Source organism: Streptomyces yaizuensis, assembly GCF_034961445.1.
Classification (GTDB): domain Bacteria; phylum Actinomycetota; class Actinomycetes; order Streptomycetales; family Streptomycetaceae; genus Streptomyces; species Streptomyces yaizuensis.
In genome coordinates this window covers 1-19,259 of record NZ_BSBI01000012.1, presented here as the reverse complement: position 1 = coordinate 19,259, position 19,259 = coordinate 1, and the positions used below count along the sequence as shown (strand labels likewise).

Annotated in this window: 17 protein-coding genes; 8 read left to right on the top strand and 9 right to left on the bottom strand. The window is 72.9% G+C overall.

The window, feature by feature from the left end; translation table 11 throughout:
* Positions 1-119: 119 nt before the first annotated feature.
* Positions 120-1,595 carry an amidase gene (locus SYYSPA8_RS25980; RefSeq protein ID WP_323449744.1) on the top strand — a complete coding sequence of 492 codons (1,476 nt, stop codon included), beginning with the start codon at positions 120-122 and terminating at the stop codon, positions 1,593-1,595.
* Here the strand turns inward: SYYSPA8_RS25980 and SYYSPA8_RS25975 are convergent.
* Positions 1,592-1,753, bottom strand: coding sequence for a hypothetical protein (locus SYYSPA8_RS25975; RefSeq protein ID WP_323449743.1), 162 nt, complete (start codon positions 1,751-1,753; stop codon positions 1,592-1,594). The genes SYYSPA8_RS25980 and SYYSPA8_RS25975 overlap by 4 nt on opposite strands.
* Between SYYSPA8_RS25975 and SYYSPA8_RS25970 the strand changes: the two genes are divergently transcribed.
* The 3 genes from SYYSPA8_RS25970 (at position 1,739) to SYYSPA8_RS25960 (ending at position 5,198) form a co-directional block, all read left to right on the top strand.
* Positions 1,739-2,452: an HAD family hydrolase gene (locus SYYSPA8_RS25970; RefSeq protein WP_323449742.1), complete on the top strand. Its 714-nt coding sequence runs from the start codon at positions 1,739-1,741 to the stop codon at positions 2,450-2,452. The two genes, SYYSPA8_RS25975 and SYYSPA8_RS25970, sit on opposite strands and share 15 nt — an antisense overlap.
* Positions 2,449-3,792 carry an MFS transporter gene (locus SYYSPA8_RS25965; protein WP_323449741.1) on the top strand — a complete coding sequence of 448 codons (1,344 nt, stop codon included), beginning with the start codon at positions 2,449-2,451 and terminating at the stop codon, positions 3,790-3,792. Before SYYSPA8_RS25970 ends, SYYSPA8_RS25965 begins: the two co-directional genes overlap by 4 nt.
* 143 nt (positions 3,793-3,935) lie before the next feature.
* On the top strand, positions 3,936-5,198 hold the full coding sequence (locus SYYSPA8_RS25960; RefSeq protein WP_323449740.1) for a glycosyltransferase: 1,263 nt from the start codon (positions 3,936-3,938) through the stop codon (positions 5,196-5,198).
* Here the strand turns inward: SYYSPA8_RS25960 and SYYSPA8_RS25950 are convergent.
* From SYYSPA8_RS25950 to SYYSPA8_RS25930, 5 genes are all read right to left on the bottom strand, one after another.
* Positions 5,171-6,226 carry an IS701 family transposase gene (locus SYYSPA8_RS25950; protein ID WP_407706084.1) on the bottom strand — a complete coding sequence of 352 codons (1,056 nt, stop codon included), beginning with the start codon at positions 6,224-6,226 and terminating at the stop codon, positions 5,171-5,173. The genes SYYSPA8_RS25960 and SYYSPA8_RS25950 overlap by 28 nt on opposite strands.
* Positions 6,227-6,619: 393 nt before the next feature.
* Positions 6,620-7,690 (bottom strand): ABC transporter ATP-binding protein, encoded by a 1,071-nt coding sequence (locus tag SYYSPA8_RS25945; protein WP_323449739.1) that lies wholly within the window; start codon positions 7,688-7,690, stop codon positions 6,620-6,622.
* Positions 7,687-9,249, bottom strand: coding sequence for an ABC transporter permease (locus SYYSPA8_RS25940; protein WP_323449738.1), 1,563 nt, complete (start codon positions 9,247-9,249; stop codon positions 7,687-7,689). The genes SYYSPA8_RS25945 and SYYSPA8_RS25940 overlap by 4 nt, the downstream gene beginning before the upstream one ends.
* Positions 9,250-9,269: 20 nt before the next feature.
* Entirely contained in the window at positions 9,270-10,340 is a 1,071-nt protein-coding gene (locus SYYSPA8_RS25935; RefSeq protein WP_323449737.1) for an iron ABC transporter substrate-binding protein, read from the bottom strand.
* A gap of 240 nt (positions 10,341-10,580) precedes the next feature.
* Positions 10,581-11,300: a TetR/AcrR family transcriptional regulator gene (locus SYYSPA8_RS25930; RefSeq protein WP_323449736.1), complete on the bottom strand. Its 720-nt coding sequence runs from the start codon at positions 11,298-11,300 to the stop codon at positions 10,581-10,583.
* A 128-nt stretch (positions 11,301-11,428) separates the two neighbouring features.
* On the opposite strand from SYYSPA8_RS25930, the gene SYYSPA8_RS25925 reads away from it, so the two are divergent.
* The 3 genes from SYYSPA8_RS25925 (at position 11,429) to SYYSPA8_RS25915 (ending at position 13,607) form a co-directional block, all read left to right on the top strand.
* Positions 11,429-12,403: an ABC transporter ATP-binding protein gene (locus tag SYYSPA8_RS25925; RefSeq protein WP_323449735.1), complete on the top strand. Its 975-nt coding sequence runs from the start codon at positions 11,429-11,431 to the stop codon at positions 12,401-12,403.
* Complete coding sequence (locus SYYSPA8_RS25920) at positions 12,396-13,214, top strand: ABC transporter permease (protein WP_323449734.1); 819 nt, start codon at positions 12,396-12,398, stop codon at positions 13,212-13,214. Before SYYSPA8_RS25925 ends, SYYSPA8_RS25920 begins: the two co-directional genes overlap by 8 nt.
* A 69-nt stretch (positions 13,215-13,283) precedes the next feature.
* Positions 13,284-13,607, top strand: coding sequence for a DUF427 domain-containing protein (locus SYYSPA8_RS25915; protein ID WP_323449733.1), 324 nt, complete (start codon positions 13,284-13,286; stop codon positions 13,605-13,607).
* Positions 13,608-13,690: 83 nt separating this feature from the next.
* Here SYYSPA8_RS25915 and SYYSPA8_RS25910 read toward each other — a convergent pair whose 3' ends face one another.
* Together SYYSPA8_RS25910 and SYYSPA8_RS25905 are read right to left on the bottom strand one after the other, a co-directional pair.
* Positions 13,691-15,184, bottom strand: a complete 1,494-nt coding sequence (locus tag SYYSPA8_RS25910; RefSeq protein ID WP_323449732.1) for a PP2C family protein-serine/threonine phosphatase — start codon at positions 15,182-15,184, stop codon at positions 13,691-13,693.
* A gap of 124 nt (positions 15,185-15,308) precedes the next feature.
* Positions 15,309-16,859 (bottom strand): MFS transporter, encoded by a 1,551-nt coding sequence (locus SYYSPA8_RS25905; RefSeq protein ID WP_323449731.1) that lies wholly within the window; start codon positions 16,857-16,859, stop codon positions 15,309-15,311.
* A gap of 260 nt (positions 16,860-17,119) precedes the next feature.
* On the opposite strand from SYYSPA8_RS25905, the gene SYYSPA8_RS25900 reads away from it, so the two are divergent.
* Complete coding sequence (locus SYYSPA8_RS25900; RefSeq protein WP_323449730.1) at positions 17,120-18,295, top strand: serine hydrolase domain-containing protein; 1,176 nt, start codon at positions 17,120-17,122, stop codon at positions 18,293-18,295.
* Between the two features lie 74 nt (positions 18,296-18,369).
* Here SYYSPA8_RS25900 and SYYSPA8_RS25895 read toward each other — a convergent pair whose 3' ends face one another.
* Complete coding sequence (locus tag SYYSPA8_RS25895) at positions 18,370-18,768, bottom strand: RidA family protein (protein WP_323449729.1); 399 nt, start codon at positions 18,766-18,768, stop codon at positions 18,370-18,372.
* Positions 18,769-19,259: the final 491 nt, after the last annotated feature.

The window sequence follows — 19,259 nt, the reverse complement described above, 5'->3', positions numbered from 1 at the left end:
GGAGCACGGCTCCGGCAGTGCGCCACCCGCCACCCGCACGACAGCGCGGTCCCCGACCGCGACCCGCGTCCCACCGCAGCCCATCACGAAACCGCAGCCCATCACGAAGAGGACCCCGCATGGACGAGTTGACCTATCTCAGCGCCGCCCGGCTGGCCCAGCTCATCCGGAGCCGTGAGATATCCCCGGTGGAGGCGGTCCAGTCGGCGCTCGACCGGATCGACCGCGTCAATCCGGCGGTCAACGCCTTCGTGACCCTCTGCGCGGACGAGGCCCTGGCCGCCGCCAAGCAGGCCGAGGAGGCGCTCACGTCGGGGGAGCCCGTCGGGCCCCTGCACGGCGTCCCGATCGGCGTGAAGGACCTGGACCCGGTCGCCGGGGTGCGGATCACGCGGGGGTCCAGGGCCTTCGCGGAGGCGATCGCGCCGGACACCATCTCGTGTGTCGAGCGGCTGACCGCCGCGGGGGCCGTCGTCGTCGGCAAGACGAACACCCCGGAGTTCGGCCACAAGGCGACCACCGACAACGAGCTGTTCGGTGCCACGAGCACCCCGTTCAACCTGGCCATGAATGCGGGCGGGTCCTCCGGCGGCAGCGCCGCCGCCGTCGCCGCCGGCATGGTTCCCCTCGCCCAGGGTTCGGACGCCGGCGGTTCGCTGCGGGTGCCCGGCGCCTTCTGCGGCGTCTTCACCCTGATGCCGACGTTCGGCCGGGTCGCCGTGCCCGCACGCCCCAATGCCTTCCGCCGCCTCAATCCGATGGTGTGCTACGCCCCGCTCGCCCGCAGCGTCGAGGACGCGGTCATCGGGGTCGATCTGATGTCGGGCCCGCATCCGAGGGATCCCTTCTCGTTCCCCGTGGAGCACCCGCTGCGGGACGCCCTGTCCCGGCCGCTGACTGGTCTGCGCATCGGCTACAGCCCCGACCTCGGTGGGTATCCGGTGGAGAGCGAGGTGGAGTCCGTCGTCCGGGCGGCGCTTCCCGCCTTCGCGGAGGCCGGTGCCACGGTGACCGAGATCGACTTCCGGCTGCCCATGCCCCATGCCGAGCTGACCGCCATGTGGCGGCGGTATCTCTCGCTCGCGCACGCCGAGTCGGCGGAGATCTCACGCCGCCAGGGCCTGGACTTCCTCGGGCCGGAGCTGAGCGCGGTGATCTCGCCCGACTATCTGGACAGTGTGCGGGCCGGCTTTGAGCCGGACGCCGTCAGCAGCCGGCTCGACGATCTGCTGCGGACCGAGGTCCTGGACACCTTCGAGACGCTCTTCGACTCGTACGACCTGATCATCAGCCCGGTCAACTCGATCGCCGGCGTCCGCAACGCCGACGACCGCACCACCGTCGGGCCGCGCGAGATCAATGGCGAAGCCGTCGACGAGCTGGTCGGCTGGTCGCTGACCAGCCCCTTCAATCTGATGGCCAGCCCCGCGGCCACGGTTCCCGCCGGGGTCGCCGGAAACGGGGTGCCCGTCGGCCTCCAGATAGCCGCGCGCCGTCACCACGACGCCCTCGTCGTCGCCGCGGCGGCGGCGTTCGAGCGGATCAGCCCCTGGCAGGGGCTGTACGCCGATGCCGACCGGAATCTCACCCGCTAGCGGCCATCGGGCACCGGCCGCCCGGGTCCCGGACGGCCGGGTCGATCCGGCCGCCGGGCCCGGTGCACGAGCACCGCCACCGCCACCGCCACCAGCACCAGCACCAGCACCAGCACCAGCACCAGCACCAGCAGAAGGACTTCATGGACACCACGCACGCCAGGGAGAAGGGCTCGATGGACACCGCAGCTTCCGCGCCCCGAGAGTTCAAGGCAGCACTCTTTGACCTCGACGGCACCCTTGTGGCCACTGAGCACCGCAGCCGCGCGGCCTGGACCAAGCTCTTCACCACCCATGGGCTGCCCTGCGACGACGCCCTGCTCGCCACCTTCGTCGGGCGGCGCGGGCAGGAGGCGATCGCGGACCATGCGCACCGGTTCCCCGGCTTCACCGTGGACCAGCTCTTCGAAGAGGCCGTCGGCTATCTGAACGGCCCCGACATACCCCCGCCGCTGCCGGTGCCCGGCGCACGGGAGCTGGTGCATGCGCTGGCCGACCGGGGCGTGCCGATCGCCGTGGTCACCTCGGGGCTGCGCGCCCATGCGGAGGCGCTGCTGGAGACCATCGACGCCGGTGACCGGTTCGTCACGCTCATCACGGCGGAGGACGTGGTGAACGGCAAGCCGCATCCGGAGGGCTATCTCGCCGGGTGCCTCGCGCTCGGTGTCGAGCCGCAGCTCGCCGTCGCCTTCGAGGACGCCCCCTCGGGCGTCAGCGCCGCCAAGGCCGCCGGTCTGGCCTGTGTGGCGCTGACCACCACCGTGCCGGCCGCGGCGCTGGCGCACGCCGACGCCGTCGTGCCGGATCTCGCGGGCATCAGCTGGCCGCAGGTCATCCCCCTCGGCGGGGCGAGATGAACAGTCCGTCCACCACGACCCCGGGGCCGGGCGGCGGGCCCGGCCCGGGGCGGCTCCGCCGTCTGATCGGGACGGACATGCTGCCCGACCTCCGGGGCAATCAGAGGATCGCGGTCGCGCTGAGCGTCGACACGCTCGGCGTCGGGCTGTTCCTGCCGCTCGCGTTCTTCTTCTTCACCGTCACCACCGACCTGTCCATCAGGGGGATCGGCTGGAGCATGACGGCGGCCACCGTCGTCGCGCTGGTGCTGTCCCCGCTCGGCGGGCTGCTGACGGACCGCTGGGGCGCGCGGCTGACCGTCGTCGCCAGCAATGTGCTCACGGCGGTGGGGTACGCCTGCTACCCCTTCGCCGACTCCTACGGGGCGATCTTCGCCTGTGTCTTCGTGGTGATGGCGGCGGACCGGCTCTACTTCGCCAGCTGGCCGACCCTGATCATCCAGATCTCCCGCCGTGACCAGATCGACTCCTGGTTCGCCCTCGTCCAGGCGATCACCGCGGGCAGCGTGGGCTTCGGCGCGCTGCTGAGCACCGTGTTCCTCGCGCAGGGCGGGGTCGGCGTCCTCAAGGCCGTCGTGCTGCTCAACGCCGCGCTCAAACTGATCGCGGCGCTCCTCATCCTCACCGCGCGCCTGGTCACGGAGGAGGCTGAGGCCCCGGCCCCGGGCGAGGCCGGGAAGAGCGGCACCCCTGCGGGGAGGTGGCGGGCGATCCTGCACGACCGGCCCTTCCGCCGGCTGCTGATCACCCAGCTGCTGCTGGCCAGCGCCTGGGCGATACCGGCGTCCTTCCTGCCCCTGTATCTGATCCACACCCTGGATCTGAGCGAGTGGTACGCGACGCTGGCGTTCGCACTCAACTATCTGCTGCTGTTCACCACCCAGCTGTGGATCACCCAGCTCGTCCGCGCCTACCGGAGAACCCGGGTGATGATCGCCGGGGCTCTCACCCTGATCGGCTCGCTGGGCTTCATCTCCGGGGCGTCGGGGTTCGAGGGGGCCGTGGCCCTGGCCCTGGTGCTGATCGGTTTCACCTGCTTCGCGGTCGGCGAGATGCTGTGCTCCCCCACCGCGAGCGCCCTGGCCGCCGCGATCGCGCCGCAGGACAGACGTGGTTTCTACATGTCGCTGTTCCAGGTCACCGGAGCGATCGCCTACGGTGTCGGACCCGGGCTGGTCGGCTGGCTCTTCACCACCTCCCCCCTGCTGGTCCCCGCGGCGGTGGCGGTCTGTGTGACGGTCGCCGCAGTGGTGCTGCGGATCAGCGAGCCGTTGTTCCCGCGTGAGGCGCAGTTACGGGAGGCCGGCACCGACCCCTCCCCCGCCAAGGCTCCCGCCTGACCCTGCGTCTCGCCCCGCACCCCGCTCCCACCCTCACAACCCTCCCGTACCGCTTCCCGCATCGCGCCCCGCTGCCCGCCGTGTGGCACATCGAAGGGCCCGGTGCCGGGTGTGTCATCGACCAGCACGACAGGAGAACCACTGTGACGACAGCCCGACCCCACTACCCACCCGCGCTCGCGGACGCGGCCGTGAGCAGCCTGCTGTTGACCCTCGACCCGCTGGCCCGGGCGGTCGCCCCCGACTACTGGGACTGGTCCCGTGACGCCCACCATGCGCTCGCCGACGCGCTCATGGAGGTCACGGACCCGGCACTGGGGGACCTGGTCGACCGCGTCCGGAAGGATCCGTACGACAGTGCCGCCTGCCGGGCGCTGGCCACGGAACTCGCCGGCAGCATCGGCGCGGACGCGCCGCGGACCGCATCGGTCGCCCGGCTCGCGGAGGAGGTCGAGGTGCTCTCCCGGCTGCTGGTGCACCCGGGCCATGACGACGGCACACCGGTGGAACCCGCCACGGCACAGGAGTTGTTCCGGGTCGCGGCCCACCACCGGCCCGCCCATCGGCGGCCCGGCCCGGTGGACGCCGCCGTCGTGATCCCCTTCCGGGCCGGGGACGGGGACGAGGACCGTGTCCGCAATCTCGCGGCGGTGCTCGCCGCCCTCGCCGACCAGTCCCATCCGCGCGAGCGCTACCGGGTGGTCGTGGTGGAGAGCGATGTGCGCCCGCGCCGGCGGGATGTCATCGAGCCCGCCTGCGACAGCTATGTCTTCGCCCCCTGCCCGGGACGGTTCAACAAGTCCTGGACGGTGAATGTCGGCGTGGTGCACGGGGCCCGCCCCGCCGAGCTGGTCTGCGTCCTCGACGGTGACATCCTGGTCGACCGCGATTTCGTGGCCCGGGCGGTCAACCGGTTCCGCGAGCCCGGGACCCAGGCGCACTGGCCGTTCTCGGACATCCTCTTCCTGGACCCCGTCTCCAGCCACCGGTCCGTGCGCAGACGCTGCCTCGACGGCGCGGCGCGCGTGGACCCGGCTTCGGCACGCGGTGTGTATCTGCGAAGACCTCCGGGTGGTTGCGTCTGGCTGCGGGAGTCCCTGTTCACCCGCATCGGCGGGATGGACGAGCGCTTCGCGGGCTGGGGTGGCGAGGACCAGGACTTCGTCTGGCGGATGGAGCGCTACGGCCCGATGGACCGGCACCACGACCCGGTGGTTCATCTCCACCACCCCAGGGCACCCCATCGGGAGCCGGACGGCACCCCCTTCTACGAGGATGTCGAGCAGGCCGGTTTCTGCAGCTGGCCGACCGACGCCCGGTTCGGCGATCTCGACAAGTACCGTGGCGCGGAGGAGAGAGGCGTCCTCGCGGAGGAGGTCTACGCACCGGCGCACGCATCCGACTGACGCGGCGGCGGCGCGGCACCGGCGGCGGCGTTGGTCAGGACGGCGAGCGCCAGCATCGACAAGGTGGTGTGCCGGTACCACGGCGTCCAGGTGCGCACTCGGGACCGGTCGAGGCCGGCGCGGGCGCAGGCTGTTTCGAGCAACGCCTCGGCCTGCGCCTTCGCCTGTACGGCGTAGGCCTCACCGCGCGGTGCGCCGGGAGCGCCGGGGAAGCGGGCCAGGGGCCGGGTGGGGCGTCCGTACGGTCCCGTACCGGGCATGGGTTCCGCCGGGGCCACGGGTCTCAGGCGCTGGCGGACACCCATCGCCGTCATTCCAGGCGGGTTCATGACAAACGAGACGCCGCGCTCCTTCAGCCAGGAGCGCAGCACCTCGTACTGGGCGAATCCCGGTCCGCCCACCACCCAGGAGAAGGGCACTCCGGATCCCATCGCCCGGGCGAGCATGTCCTTGGCGATCTCCCCGTGGCTGCGGAAGGTCATGCGCTCCTCCGGTATGCCCGCCTTGACGCACCGTTCCCGGTCGGCGACCCAGCTCCGGGGGAGATACAACTCCCGGTCGATCAGCGCCGCTCCCAGGGGGGAGACATAGGCGAGGTACAGACCGGTCTGGTAATTCTGTCCGACACGGCGGCCCCGGTCGCCGGTGATCTGCGAGGTGCTCGCCACCACCGTTTCCCCGCACTTGACGACGTCGTGCCGGAGAAGGACGAGGCATCCCATCGGGTCTCCGACGCGCCGCATCGCGAACGACCCGATCTTCTCCCGCATCTCGTCCGCGTTCCAGCGCGACCGATTCAGCAGCCGCTGGGTGCGCCACGGGAAGACGTCGCCGACCACTTCCGCCCGGTCCTTGCTGCTCTTTCCCTCGGTATTGGCCAGCAGCCCCTGTACGTACTTGCTGACCTGCGCCCTGGTCTCGGAGCGCACCAGGAGGGGCGAGACGACCGCGCTCAGCTCCTCCAGCGCGCGGGCCAGCCGCCCGGGATCCGTCGCACCGGCGGGAACCGGGGGCCGGTCCGGCCACACAGCGCCTCCCGGCGGAGGGGGCAGTAAGGGGCAGTCCATATCGCTCCGGCATGTTCCGCCTGCTGGCATCGCCCCTCCGCATCAGAAGCCGTCACCCCGAACCGGCACATCCCCAGCCGATAAAAAGGTCTAGGCCAATATAGGAGGCAAAGATCCCTTTCCCCAGTACATTATCGGCCACGTGCCGGAAGTCATCCACAAGGAAATGTGCTACGCGCGAGCAATCAGCGGCCGTCCGTTCATCGGATTCATCCAGAAATCCAAGATCGACCACTCCGTGGGACCGATAACACGACAGAAGCCGACCGGAAGATCAATCCGCCACGCCCGGCAGGACAACAACCCGCGGCCGGAATTGACTTCAGTCCCAGCAGCCCCGAATCACCTCTCCTTTCACACCGGATCGGCGTCGGAGGCCGGGGCCGGGGCGGAGTGGAAGAGTGCCGGGCCGGTGACCGTCAGGCCCGTGGTGTCGCCGGGGCGGACGGTGGGCGGGCCGGGGGTGCGGACGGGGACGGGCTCGGGCAGGGACGCGAGTTCGAGGAGGACGAGGGTGTCGTGGCCGTGGTAGCGGACCTCGGTCACCCGGCCCGGCGCGGCGTCCGCGGTGTCGGTCAGCCGCAGTTGTTCGGGCCGCAGGACGACCGTTCCGGTGGTCGTGCCGGCCGGAGCGGTGAGCTGTATCCGGCCGAGGGCCGTCCCGGCGTGGGAGGCACCCGCCGTGGCGGTGGCAGGGAGCAGCACCGCTTCCCCGACGAAGGCGGCGACCCAGGGGTCGGCGGGACGTTCGTACAGCTCGCGCGGGGTGCCGGACTGCGCCACCGTGCCGGCGCGGATGACGGCGACGCGGTCCGCGGTGGACAGCGCCTCCTCCTGGTCGTGGGTGACGAGCAGGGCCGTGGCGCCCGCCGCCCGCAGCGCGGTGCGGACGTCGGCGCGCAGCCCCGCCCGCAGGGAGCTGTCCAGGGCGCTGAAGGGCTCGTCGAGCAGGACCAGTGCCGGGCGGGGGGCCAGCGCCCGGGCGAGGGCCACCCGCTGTTGCTGGCCGCCGGACAGCTCGTGCGGCATCCGGTCGCCGTAGCCGCCGAGGCCCACCAGCTCCAGCAGTTCGGCCGCGCGCCGGCCGCGCTCGGCGCGGGGCAGTCCGCGCAGCCCGAAGGCGACGTTGCGGACCACGTTCAGATGGGGGAAGAGGGCGCCCTCCTGGGCGACGATGCCGATGCCCCGCCGCTCCGGCGGGAGGTGGACGCCGGGCCCGCCGACCGTGCGCCCGCCGACGGCTATCTCCCCCGCGTCGGGGCGGAGGAAGCCCGCGATCACCCGGAGCAGCGTCGTCTTGCCGCAGCCCGAGGGCCCGAGCACGGCGGCCAGTTCGCCCTCCTCGACGGTCAGGTCCAGCCCGTCCAGGACTCGTCCGCCGCGCCCGTACGAGGTCGTCACCGAGGTCACGCGCAGTCCGGTCATGAGCGCCTTCCGAGGAGATAGGAGGGGATCGCGGCGAGCAGGACGATGACGGCCGCGTAGGGGGCCGCGCCCGCGAAGGCGCCCGCGCCGGTCTCGGTCCACAGCCGGGTGGCCAGGGTCTCCGTACCGGTGGGGCGGAGCAGGAGCGTCGCGGGCAGCTCCTTCATGATCACCACAAAGGTGAGGGCCGCTCCGGCGCCGATGCCGGGCGCGGCCAGCGGCACGGTGATCTCGCGCAGGACGCGCAGCGGGGAGCGGCCGAGCGAGCGGGCCACCTCCTCCAGGACCGGCGGGGACTGGAGCACCGCCGCGCGGGCCGAGCCGACGGCGACGGGCAGGAAGAGCACCACGTACGCCGCGATCAGCAGGGGCATTTCCTGGTAGAGGGGGTAGGCGTAGCGCACCGAGAAGAAGACCAGCGCGAGTCCGACGGTGATGCCGGGCACCGCGTGGCCGGCGTAGACGGACTGTTCCAGCAGCCGTCCCAGGCGGCCCGGGTGGCGGGCGGAGAGGACGCCGACGGGCAGGGCCAGCAGGGTGGTGACGGCCGCTCCCACGGCGGCCACGGTGAGGGTGGCGACGGTCGCGTCCCACAGCCGGTCCGGCTCCCAGCCGGAGCTGCCGACGGTGAGCCAGTAGCCGAGGGTCGCCAGGGGGAAGGCGACGGCGGCGCCCGCCACCGCCGTGCACCAGGCCAGCGCGGGGGCGGTCCACCGGCCGAGCGGCAGCCGCAGGGGCGGGCGGGCGCTGCCGCGCCCGGTCCTGGCGTGTCCGGCGCGGCCCCGGGTGCGGTTCTCCGCGAGGACGAGCAGCACGGTCATGGCGACGAGGACGCAGCCCAGCACCGCTGCCGGGGTGCGGTCGAAACTCGCCTGGTACGAGAGGTGGATGGCCCGGGTGAAGGTGTCGTACCGGGTGATGGAGACCGAGCCGAAGTCGGAGAGGACATAGAGCGCGACCAGGATCGCGCCGCCCGCCGCCGCCGGCCGCAGCTGGGGCAGGGTGACGCGGACGAAGGTGCGGAAGGCGCCGCTGCCCAGGGAGCGGGCGGCCTCCTCCTGGGCGGGGTCGATGCCCCGCAGGGCGGCGGCCACCGGCAGGAAGACATAGGGGAAGCAGGCGAAGGTGAGGGTGATCGCCGCTCCGGGCAGCCCCGCGAGCGAGGGCGCGGCCGAGATCCAGGTGAACGCGGCGACATAGCTGGGCACCGCCAGCGGCAGGGTGGCGAGGACCGCCCAGGCCCGCCGTCCGGGGAGGCTGGTGCGTACGGTCAGCCAGGCCAGGGAGATGCCGAGGACCAGGGACGCGGTGACGACGATCGCGGCCAGCACCGCGCTGTTGCCGAGGAGTTCCAGGGTGCGCGGCGCGGAGGCGATGTCCCAGGCGTAGCCCCAGCCGTGTTCCAGGGCGCGGACGCCGAGGTAGCCGAGGGGCAGCAGCGCGAGCAGGGCCGCCGCCGTCGCGGGCAGCAGCAGGACCAGGGGCGCGCGGCGCACCCCGGCCGCCACGCGTCGCGCGGCGGCAGGGGTGCGCACGGCGGATGAACGTCGTGTGCTCATCACAGGGGTGCGGGGAGAGGTCAGACCATCCCGGCCTTCTGGAGCAGCGTCAGGGTCTCCTGGAGGGACTCCAGCTTGCCCAGGTCGATCTTGGGCGCGTCCAGGGAGTCGAGCGCCGGGAGGCCCTTGACCGTGTTGGTGACGCCGGCTGCCAGGGGGTACTCCTTGGTCTCCTGGGCGAAGTAGTTCTGCGCCTCGGCGGAGAGCAGGTAGTCGACGGCCTTCTGGGCCGCCTCGCCCTGGCCGCCGTCCTTGAGGATGCCGACGCCGGCGGCGTTGATGAGCGCGCCCGGGTCGCCGCCCGGCAGGAAGTGGATCTTGGCGTTGACCTTGTCCTCGCCCAGCTCCGCGACCTTCTCGTACCAGTAGTAGTGGTTGATCAGGCCGAGGGAGACCTCGCCGGAGTCGACGGCGTCCAGCACGGCGCCGTTCTTGGCGTAGGTCTTGCCGTTGGCCTTCAGGCCCTTGAGCCACTTCAGGGTGGCGTCCTCGCCCTCCAGGACGCGCATGCCCGTGACGAAGGCCTGGAAGGAGGCGTTGGTCGGCGCGTAACCGATCTTGCCCTTCCACTTCGGCTCGGTCAGCTCGTGGATGCTGTCCGGGGCCTTCTCGCCCTTGCCGAGCTTGTCGGGGTTGTACGCGATGACCCGCGAGCGGCCGGAGACGCCGACCCAGTCCCGGTCGCTGCCGCGGTAGGCCGCGTCGACCTTGTCCAGGGACTTCTGCGGCAGCTCGGCCAGCATGCCGGCGGCCGACAGGGCGCCGAGGACGCCCGCGTCCTGGGAGAAGAAGAGCCCGGCCTTGGTGCGCTTGCCCTCTTCGAGGATCTGCGCGCCCAGCTCGGCGCTGTCGCCGTAGCGGACCTCGACCTTGGTGCCGGTGGCCTTCTCCAGCTTCTCCAGGATCGGGGAGATCAGCTCCTCGTTGCGGCCCGAGTAGACGACCAGGGAGTCCGAGCCCTTCTGGTCGGCCTTGGTGTCCTTGCCGGCCGTCTCCTTCTTGTCCTCGGAGCCGCCGCAGGCGGCGAGGACGGGAAGAAGGAGTGCGGAGAGCGCGAGGGCGGTACCCCGGCGGACGGATCGGCGCGGCATGGAAGCCTCCTGGACGGCCCGCTGGGCGCGGCGACTCCGGCTGCGCGGGAACTGATGAGTGAACACCCCATAAATATGGCGAGGCTTCCCTAACTGTCAATTTCAGCCAGGGATCCTTACCGAAAAGCGATAAAACTTGACCTTTTAGTCCGCTTTCATCTACTTACGCGAGCGTGAGCGGGCGTCCTCGGTGGCCTGATTCAGCAGACCGCACGCAGCCTCCCCTCACCGACTGGAGGTTCAGGAGTCCGGCGTGCCGTGGATCAGCCGGCGGACCCGCTCGACGTCCGGCAGCGGCGAGGGGTGGCCACCCCGGGCCGGCGACGGCTCCCGCGCGGCGCTCGCCGGAGCCACGAGCCGGCGCAGGCCGGTGCGGAGCAGCTCGCTGTCGACGGAGGCGACGCCGCTGAGCGCGAGGACCGACACCCCCTGGTCGAGCGCGGCCATGAGCTGGGCGACGTCCCCGACGGCGAGGTCCTCGCCGGCCGGCCGGCCCTCGGCGGCGACCCGCCCGTAGGCGTCGAGCATCACCTGGACCCGGGCGCGGAGCAGGGAGGTGAGCGTGGAGTCGCGGGCGGCGGTCGCGATGAACTCCAGCATCGCGAGCCCGAAGCCGCGCACCATCTCCGCCGCGTCCCCCTCGCGGGCGGCGCCCGCGTCCGCCGCGGCGGCGCCGGACGCCTCCGGCGCGGCGAACGGGTCCCAGTCCTCGCCGCGCAGCGCCTCCAGATTGTGGTCCACGACCGCGAGGAACAGCTCCGCCTTGCCGCCGAAGTTCGAGTAGACCGCGCCCTTGGAGAACCCGGCCTCGCCCGCGATCCCCTCCAGGCTCGCCCCGTGGTAGCCGTCGCGGGCGAACGTCACGAGCGCCGCGACGATCAGCGCGTCGCGGGTCTCCCGCTTCTGCTCGGCGCGGCTTCGCCGCACCCGGGGCGCGTTCGTCGACTGGCTTCGCTCCATGCCCGCATCCTAGTTGACGTACCGGCGGAATCTGGATACCAATGGCACTGCAATACCGACGGTATCTGAATACCGTCGGTATCCGATGTGGTCGTCGCCCCGATGGACGGGTGACAGGAGGGAGCGCCATGGGTGACGCAGTGCTGGAGATCGAGGGCCTCACCCGGAGGTTCGGCCGGGTCGTCGCGAACGATGGGGTGGGCCTGCGGGTCGGGCCGGGCGAGGTCGTCGGGCTGCTGGGGCACAACGGCGCCGGCAAGACCACCCTGGTCTCCCAGATCGTGGGGCTGCTCCGGCCCGACAGCGGGTCGATCCGGGTGGCCGGGGTGGACGCGGTGGCGGATCCGGCGACCGCCCGCCGCTGTGTGGCGCTCCAGGCCCAGGCGCAGGCCCCGATCGACGGCCTCACGCCCCGGTCGGTGATCGAGATCGCCGGCCGGCTGCGCGGCATGTCCCGGGCGGACGCGAGGGCCGCCGCGAAGACCCTCGCCGACGAGCTGGACATCCACGAGTGGCTGGACCGGCGGGCCACCCCGGACGGCGGCGGACTCTCCGGCGGCGTGCGCCGGCTGACCGCGTTCGCCATGGCCGCCGTCGCCCCCGTACCGCTGGTCGTCCTCGACGAACCCACCAACGACGTCGACGCGGCCCGCCGGCGGCGCCTGTGGGACACCGTCCGCCGGCTCGGCGACGACGGCGCGGGCGTCCTGCTCGTCACCCACAACGTCGTGGAGGCCGAACGCGTGGTGGACGAGCTGGTCGTCCTCGACCACGGCAGGGTGGTGGCCGCAGGCTCGCCCGGTCGGCTCCGCGGGACCGGCGACGACGACCTGCGTCTCGAACTGTCGCTGCACCCGGACGGCGCCGACCCCTCCGAGGCCCCCGCCGGGGTGCCGATCCCGGTCACCCGCCGCGTCCGCGCCGGCCGCCGGGTGCTGCTGACCCTCGCCGCTGCCGACGCGGAGGCCGCCGTCGCCTGGGCCACCGCACTGCGTACGGACCGGCTCATCGAGGGCTACGCCCTGGTCCCCACCAGCCTCGAAGACGTCTATCTCGCCGCCACGGGCGCGGCCACCACCCACGCGGAGGCCACCCATGCCTGAGGCGACCGTCTCCACGCACCCGGCGACCGTCTGCCCGCGCCCGGCGCGCGTGCCCACCGGTGTCCCGCCGCGCGTCGGCGCCCCGACGATCTACAAGACGCTGCTGCGCTGGACGATGTCGCAGGTCGGCGCGGTGCTCCCGCTGGTCCTCATCGTGCAGGCACTGCTCGCCGCCGGCATCATCGTCGGATTCGGGCTCCTCGTCCCCGACATCGACACCGCCGCCGCCGAGTTCCTGTCATCGGGCGCCCCCACGGTGCTCCTGATGGTCGTCGGCCTCGTCCTGGTCCCCCAGGGCGTGGCGCAGTCCCGCACCAGCGGTACGTTCACCTATCTGCGGGCGCTGCCCGTGCCGCGCCCGCTGCTCCTGCTGGCCGATCTGACGGTGTGGCTGGTCGTCGCCCTGCCGGGCATCCCCGTCGCGGTGCTCGTGGCGCAGTGGCGGTACGGCCTGGACTTCGCCCTCGACGGGCCGCTGCTGGTGGCCGCGTCGGTCCTGACCGCGGTGACGGCCATCGCCGTCGGCTACGGGATCGCGGTGCTGCTGCCCCCGGTGCCGGCCCAGCTCGTCTGCCAGGTGCTGGTGTTCTTCGTGATGCTGTTCTCCCCGATCACCTTCCCGGAGAGCCGGCTGCCCGGGTGGTTCCGGTCGGTGCACGAGGTGCTCCCGTTCCAGCCCGCCGGTGATCTGCTCCGCGCGGGGCTGATCGCGGACACCTCCGCCGTGAGCGGACAGGACGTCGTCGTCCTGGTCCTCTGGTGCGCGCTGGGGATCGCGGTGAGCATCCGCGCCCTGGTCCGCCGGGGCTGATCACCAGGGTCCGTCCGACGGATCGGGCCGGACGGGAACAAGCTCCCGCCCCACCGCGCTGAGACGGTCATGACTCGTGGACACACCATCACCGTCGAACCGGGCAGCGAGCACGTGCGTGTCGTACGGGACGGGCGGGTGCTCGCCGAGAGCCGACGGCCCCTCGTCCTGCGCGAGACGGGCTGTCCCGTCCGCTACTACCTGCCGCCCGAGGACGTCCGCACCGAGCTGCTGACCCGCTCCGACACCCGTACGCACTGCCCCTTCAAGGGGGACGCCGCCTACTGGTCGGTGCCCGGGGCCGACGATCTCGTGTGGGCCTATCCGGACCCGAAGCCGGAAGTGGCCGGGATCAAGGACCACTTCTGCTTCTACGACACCACGGTCGTCTGACGGAACCGGACGCCGGACGCAGGAGACCGGAGACCGGAGGCCGGAGGCCGGACGCTTGATGCTTGACGCTTGAGTCGGCGCCGTCAGTCGGGAAGGCGGATCCGGGCGGCGAGGACGGCCACGTCGTCCTCGGCGTGGGCCGCGTCCAGCCGGGTGAGGACGGTGTCCACCAGGGCGTCCAGCGGAGCGCCGGGGTCCGGGCGCAGCCGGGTGAGCCGGGCGAGGGAGACGTCGATGTCCTCGCCCCGGCGCTCCACCAGGCCGTCGGTGAACATCAGCAGCGTGTCGTCGGGGCCCAGCGGGCGGGTGGCCCGGTCGTAGCCGCCCACCCCGGTGCCCAGCGGGGGTCCGACCGGTATGCCGGTCAGTTCGGCCGTGCCCGACCGGCCGATGACGACCGGCGGCAGATGGCCGGCGCTGGAGAAGGCGACGAGGCCCCGGGCGGGGTCCACCTGGGCGAGCAGACAGGTCGCCGGGCGGCGTGCGGGATGGCCCGCGATGTCCTGGTCGAGGCGGCGCAGTATCCGCTCCGGTGGCAGATCGGCGGCGGCCGCCTCGCGCAGGGCGCGGCGGTAGCTGTTCATGTCGACGGCCGCCTCCACGCCGTGGCCCATCACGTCCCCCATGACCAGCAGGGTCCGGCCGAAGTGGAGCCGTACGCTCTCGAACCAGTCGCCGCCGACCAGGGTGCCGGTGCCCGAGGGCAGATAGCGGGTCACGAGCCGCAGATTGGGGTGGGGCAGCCCGGGGTCGGTGAGCAGCGCGCGCTGGAGTTCGCCCGCGGTGCGCTGGGAGTGGCCGAAGAGCCGCGCGTGGTCGAGGGCGACGGCGGCCCGGCGGGCGGCGGAGCGGGCGAGCAGGAGTTCGTGGCCGGCGTACCCGCCGTGTTCCCGGGCGACGAGGACGGCGCCGAGGATCCGTCCCCGGTGGATGAGGGGCAGCGCGAGGCGGGGCCCGTCGAGACGGGGTTCGCCCCGCAGTACGGCGGCCGGCGGCCGTGACGGCAGCAGTTCGGCGCGGCCCACCACCGCCGCGCGGCGCACCAGGGGGGTGCCCGGTTCGCGGACGTCGTCGGCGAGGAGGTCGACGGCGACGGCGGCGGACCCGTGGCCGTCCGGGCCGGCGGCGGCGAGGAATCCGGCGAGTTCCTGGCAGGTGGTCCGCTCGTCCAGGGTGGTGCCGATCCGGTCGGCGGCCTCCGCGATGCGGTGCTGCTGCCGGTGTGCCGGGTGGTCGGGGTGCGCGGGGTGCTCTTCGTGTCCTGGGTACGTGTCGGGGTGGCGCCGGGTCCGCCCGTCCCGGGTGCCGGTGGCGACGAGCAGGCCGGCGAGTCCCTCGCCGCACCCGGCGATGGTCAGCCGCTGCCAGGTGCAGCGGCCGTGCGCTGATTCGTGGGTACGGGGGTGTCCGTCGGCCAGGACCGCCGTGAGCAGGGCGGCGGGGCCGACGACGGCCTCGGCGCGGGGGCTGACCGCGCGTCCGGGCAGGCCCTTCGCGCTCTCGCCGGCGATCCGGCAGTAGACCTCGTCGGCGAAGAGGTAGCGCGCGTCCGCGTCGAGGACGGCCAGTCCGGTCACCGGGAGGGTCCCCGCCCCCGCGGGCGCGTCGGCACACACACGTACACCTCCCTGGCTCACTGGCGATCGTGCCAGTCCCGGTGGCCCCCCGCACACCGGAACAGGACGCTCGGGTTCCGGGCGGTCACTCCGTTCCCGACGTACCCCTCAGGCGTTCCAGGTCGGCGGGGCGGACCCGGATGACCAGCAGCGCGATCAGGGCGGCGAGCACCGTACAGACCGCCGCGGCGGCGAAAGCGGCGGTGACCCCGGCGGTGAGCACGTACTCGCCCCAGGGCGGGGGCAGGATCCCGGTCCGCCGGAACGCGAGCCGCTGCTCGGGGGTGGCGCCGGCCAGGAAGGAGCGCAGTTGTTCCGGGGCGGCGTGCCGGGTCGCGGTGCCGAAGACGGTGACGAGGATCGCGAGCCCCAGCGACCCGCCGACCTGCTGGGCGGTGCCGAGCAGCCCGGAGGCCGCGCCCGTCTCGCCGGCGGCGACCCCGCCCAGCGCGGTCAGGGTCAGGGAGACGAACTGGGTGCCCATGCCCAGGCTGAAGAGCAGCAGCGGTCCCAGTACCCCGTCGGCGTAGGTGGAGCGGACGTCGACCTGGGTCAGCCAGATCAGTCCGGCCGCCGCGAGGAGCGCGCCGCCGACCAGGAAGGGCCCGGGGCCGTAGCGCGGCAGCAGCCGCGAGGTGACCTGGGCGCCGGCCGCGATGATGACGCTCACCGGCAGGAAGGCGAGACCGGTCCCGAGCGGGGAGAAGTGCAGCACGTCCTGGACGTAGAGGGTGAGGAAGAAGAACATGCCGAAGATCGCGGCGGCGAGGGTGAGCATGATGCCCAGGGCGCCCGCCCGGTTGCGGTCGGCGATCAGCCGCAGGGGGGTGATGGGCTGCGGTGAGCGCCGTTCCACCAGGGCGAAGGCCGCGAGCAGCACGGCGGCGGCGGAGAACGAGAGCAGGGTGACGGGGTCGCGCCAGCCGTCGTGGGCGGCGCGGATGAACCCGTACACGAGGGTGACCATGCCGGTGGTCGCGGTCAGGGCGCCGAGCGCGTCGAAGTGTCCCGGACGGCGCTCGGACTCGCGGATGCGGCGGGGGGCGACCGCCAGGATCACCAGCGCGATCGGGACGTTGACGAAGAAGACCCAGCGCCAGCCGAGTGTCTGGACGAGGACGCCGCCCGCGAGGAGCCCCACGGCGCCGCCACCGGCCGAGACGGCGGCGAAGGTCCCGAAGGCGCGGTTGCGGGCGGGGCCCTCGGCGAAGGTCGTGCTGATCAGGGCCAGCGAGGTCGGGGCGGCGACGGCGGCGCCCGCGCCCTGGAGCGCGCGGGCGGCGAGCAGATGGCCGGGGCTCTGCGCCAGGCCGCCGAGCAGGGACGCGAGGGCGAAGAGCGCGATGCCCGCCAGGAAGACCCGGCGGCGGCCGAGGATGTCCCCGGCCCGGCCGCCGAGGAGGAGCAGTCCGCCGAAGGCGAGCGTGTAGGCGCTGACGACCCAGGAGAGGTCGGTCGTGGAGAAGCCCAGGGCGCTCTGGATGTGCGGGAGGGCGATGTTCACGATGGTGATGTCGAGGACCACCATCAGCTGCGCCGAGGCGATGATCAGGAGCGCGACGCCCTGGCCCGCGCTCCGGGGCGGGGCGGTCACCGGAGTGCCGGGCGCGGGGTCGCGGGACGACGTGGACGCCATGGTGGTTTCGTACGGTTTCGTGCCTCGTACGGGCGTGGCGGGCCGTGCGGTCCGCCCGCCCACGTCCCGACCGTAGCCCCGCCGTTCGGGTGACACCAGTCGATCAAGAGCGCTCGGATCCGGTCGGAGGGGGGCTGTTCCGGCCAGGAGGCGGCCGGATCCGGTGAACATCCGGCGATTAACGGAACGCGATCAACCGAACCCGCCCCGGGGCCGGTCCTCCGGTACACAGACAGCCGAATTCCGGGAGGGCATGTTCCATGGTGGTACGCGCAGGTGTGGTGGGGTTGGTCGCGGCGGCACTGACGGTGACCGCGTTCACGGTCCCCGCACGGAGCGGGGACCAGACGCGGGGTGGCCCGGCGGAGCGGAACGCGACCCAGCAGGCGATCGAGGAGCTGGTCCGGGACGGCGTCCCCGGCGTCGTGGCCCGTTCGACGGCCCCGGACGGCGTCTGGAAGGGCGTCGCGGGCGTCGCCGACCGCAGGACCGGCGCCCCCCGGAAGGCGAACGAACGCTTCCGGATCGGCAGCATCACCAAGACCTTCGCCGCGACGGTCCTTCTGAAGCTGGAGGCCGAGGGGAGGCTGAGCCTCGACGACACCGTGGAGAAGCACCTGCCCGGGCTGATCCGCGAGGGCGGCAACGACGGCCGGACCATCACCGTCCGCCAACTGCTCAACCACAGCAGCGGACTGCCCGAATATCTGCGGAACGAGGCGTTCAACTCCAGGTACTTGCAGGCGCCGGGCTTCTTCGGGCACCGCTACGACCGCCACGACCCAGAAGACCTGATCCGCGCCGGACTCGCACTCGGCCGCGACTTCGCGCCCGGGGCCCGCCACCAGTACTCCAACACCGGCTACATCGTCGCCGGACTGATCATCGAGAAGGTGACCGGCACCAGCTACCGGCAGGCCGTCCGCGACCGTGTCACCGAGCCGCTCGGCCTGCGGAACACCGCCAGCCCCGGCACCTCCGTCCGGGTACCGCGGCCCAGCGCCCGGGGGTACGACGACCTCGGCCACCCCGGCAAGGGGTACGACACCACCGAACTCAGCCCGACCATCGCCTGGTCCGCCGGCGACATGATCTCCACCACCGCCGACCTGAACCGCTTCTTCAGCGCGCTCCTCGGGGGCGAGGTGCTGCCGGTGAAGCAGCTCAAGGCCATGAAGACCACCCTGCCCGCCGCGGACGGCACGGAGTACGGGCTCGGGATCTACACCGCCACCACCTCCTGCGGTACGAAGCTGTGGGGCCACGCGGGCGGCATCGTGGGCTGGGGCACGGACGCCATGACCACCGAGGACGGCCGGCACACCCTCGCGTTCAGCCTCAACGGACTGGACGCGCTGCGGGACGGCCTGGCGGCCGTGCGGAACGCGGAGTTCTGTGGGAACGCCGTGTCCGCCGTCCGGCGCGGGTCCCAGTGATCAGAGCCGTCTCGCCGTCCGGCGCGGGTCGCAGGGATCAGAGCCGTCTCGCCGTCCGGCGCGGGTCACAGGGATCAGGGCAGGACGGCCGTCCCGTCCAGCTCCACCAGCGCCTGGCGGTCCCAGAGCCGGACCACGCCGATGACCGCCATCGCGGGATAGTCCCGGCCCGCCAGCCGCCGCCAGATCCGGCCCAACTCGGCGGACTGGTTCCGGTACTCCTCGACGTCCGTCGTGTACACGGTGACCCGCGCGAGCTGGTGGGGGGCGCCCCCGGCGGCGGCGAGCGCCGCGAGCAGATTGGCGAGCGCGGTCGCGAACTGCTCCGGCAGGGACTCCCCCACCACCGCGCCCGTTCCGTCCAGCGCGGTCTGGCCGGCGAGGAAGACGAGACGGGTGCCGGTGGCGGTGACGGCGTGCGAGAAGCCGGTGGGCGGGGACAGTGCGGCGGGATTGTGCCGATGAAGGTTCATCGTGGCCTCTCCTTGGGCGGAACGGGGTCCTCGCCCCCGTTCTCCCCCGCGAGGGGTACGGGCTCACCCGCGCGTGGGCGAGGTGGCCTCGCGCTGCCCGCCCGTGTCGGTACGGGGACGTCGCGCTCGTCCAGGCCCCGGGCCGCCCGGGCCGCGTCGGTACGTGTGCGGGGCGCTCGTCCGGGGCCCCGGTGGCCTGCCCGTGTCGGTACGGGTGCCTCGGCCTCCCGTCCAGGGCCTGGCCCTGCTGGCCCGTGTCGGTACGGTTTGCTCGCGCTCGTCCGGGGTCCCGGCTGCCCGACCCGTGTCGGTACGGTGTCCCGCACCCCTTCCTCCCCCGCCTGGGGTACCGGCCACCCTCCGGCTGGTCCGTGGGCGGGGGTGCAGGGTCGCCCCCGCAGGGGATCGGCGGAGGCCGACCCGCACACAACCCCGTGAACACGCTCGCCGACCCCGAGGAGGTGAGCCCGGAGGCCCCGCCAACCCGCACC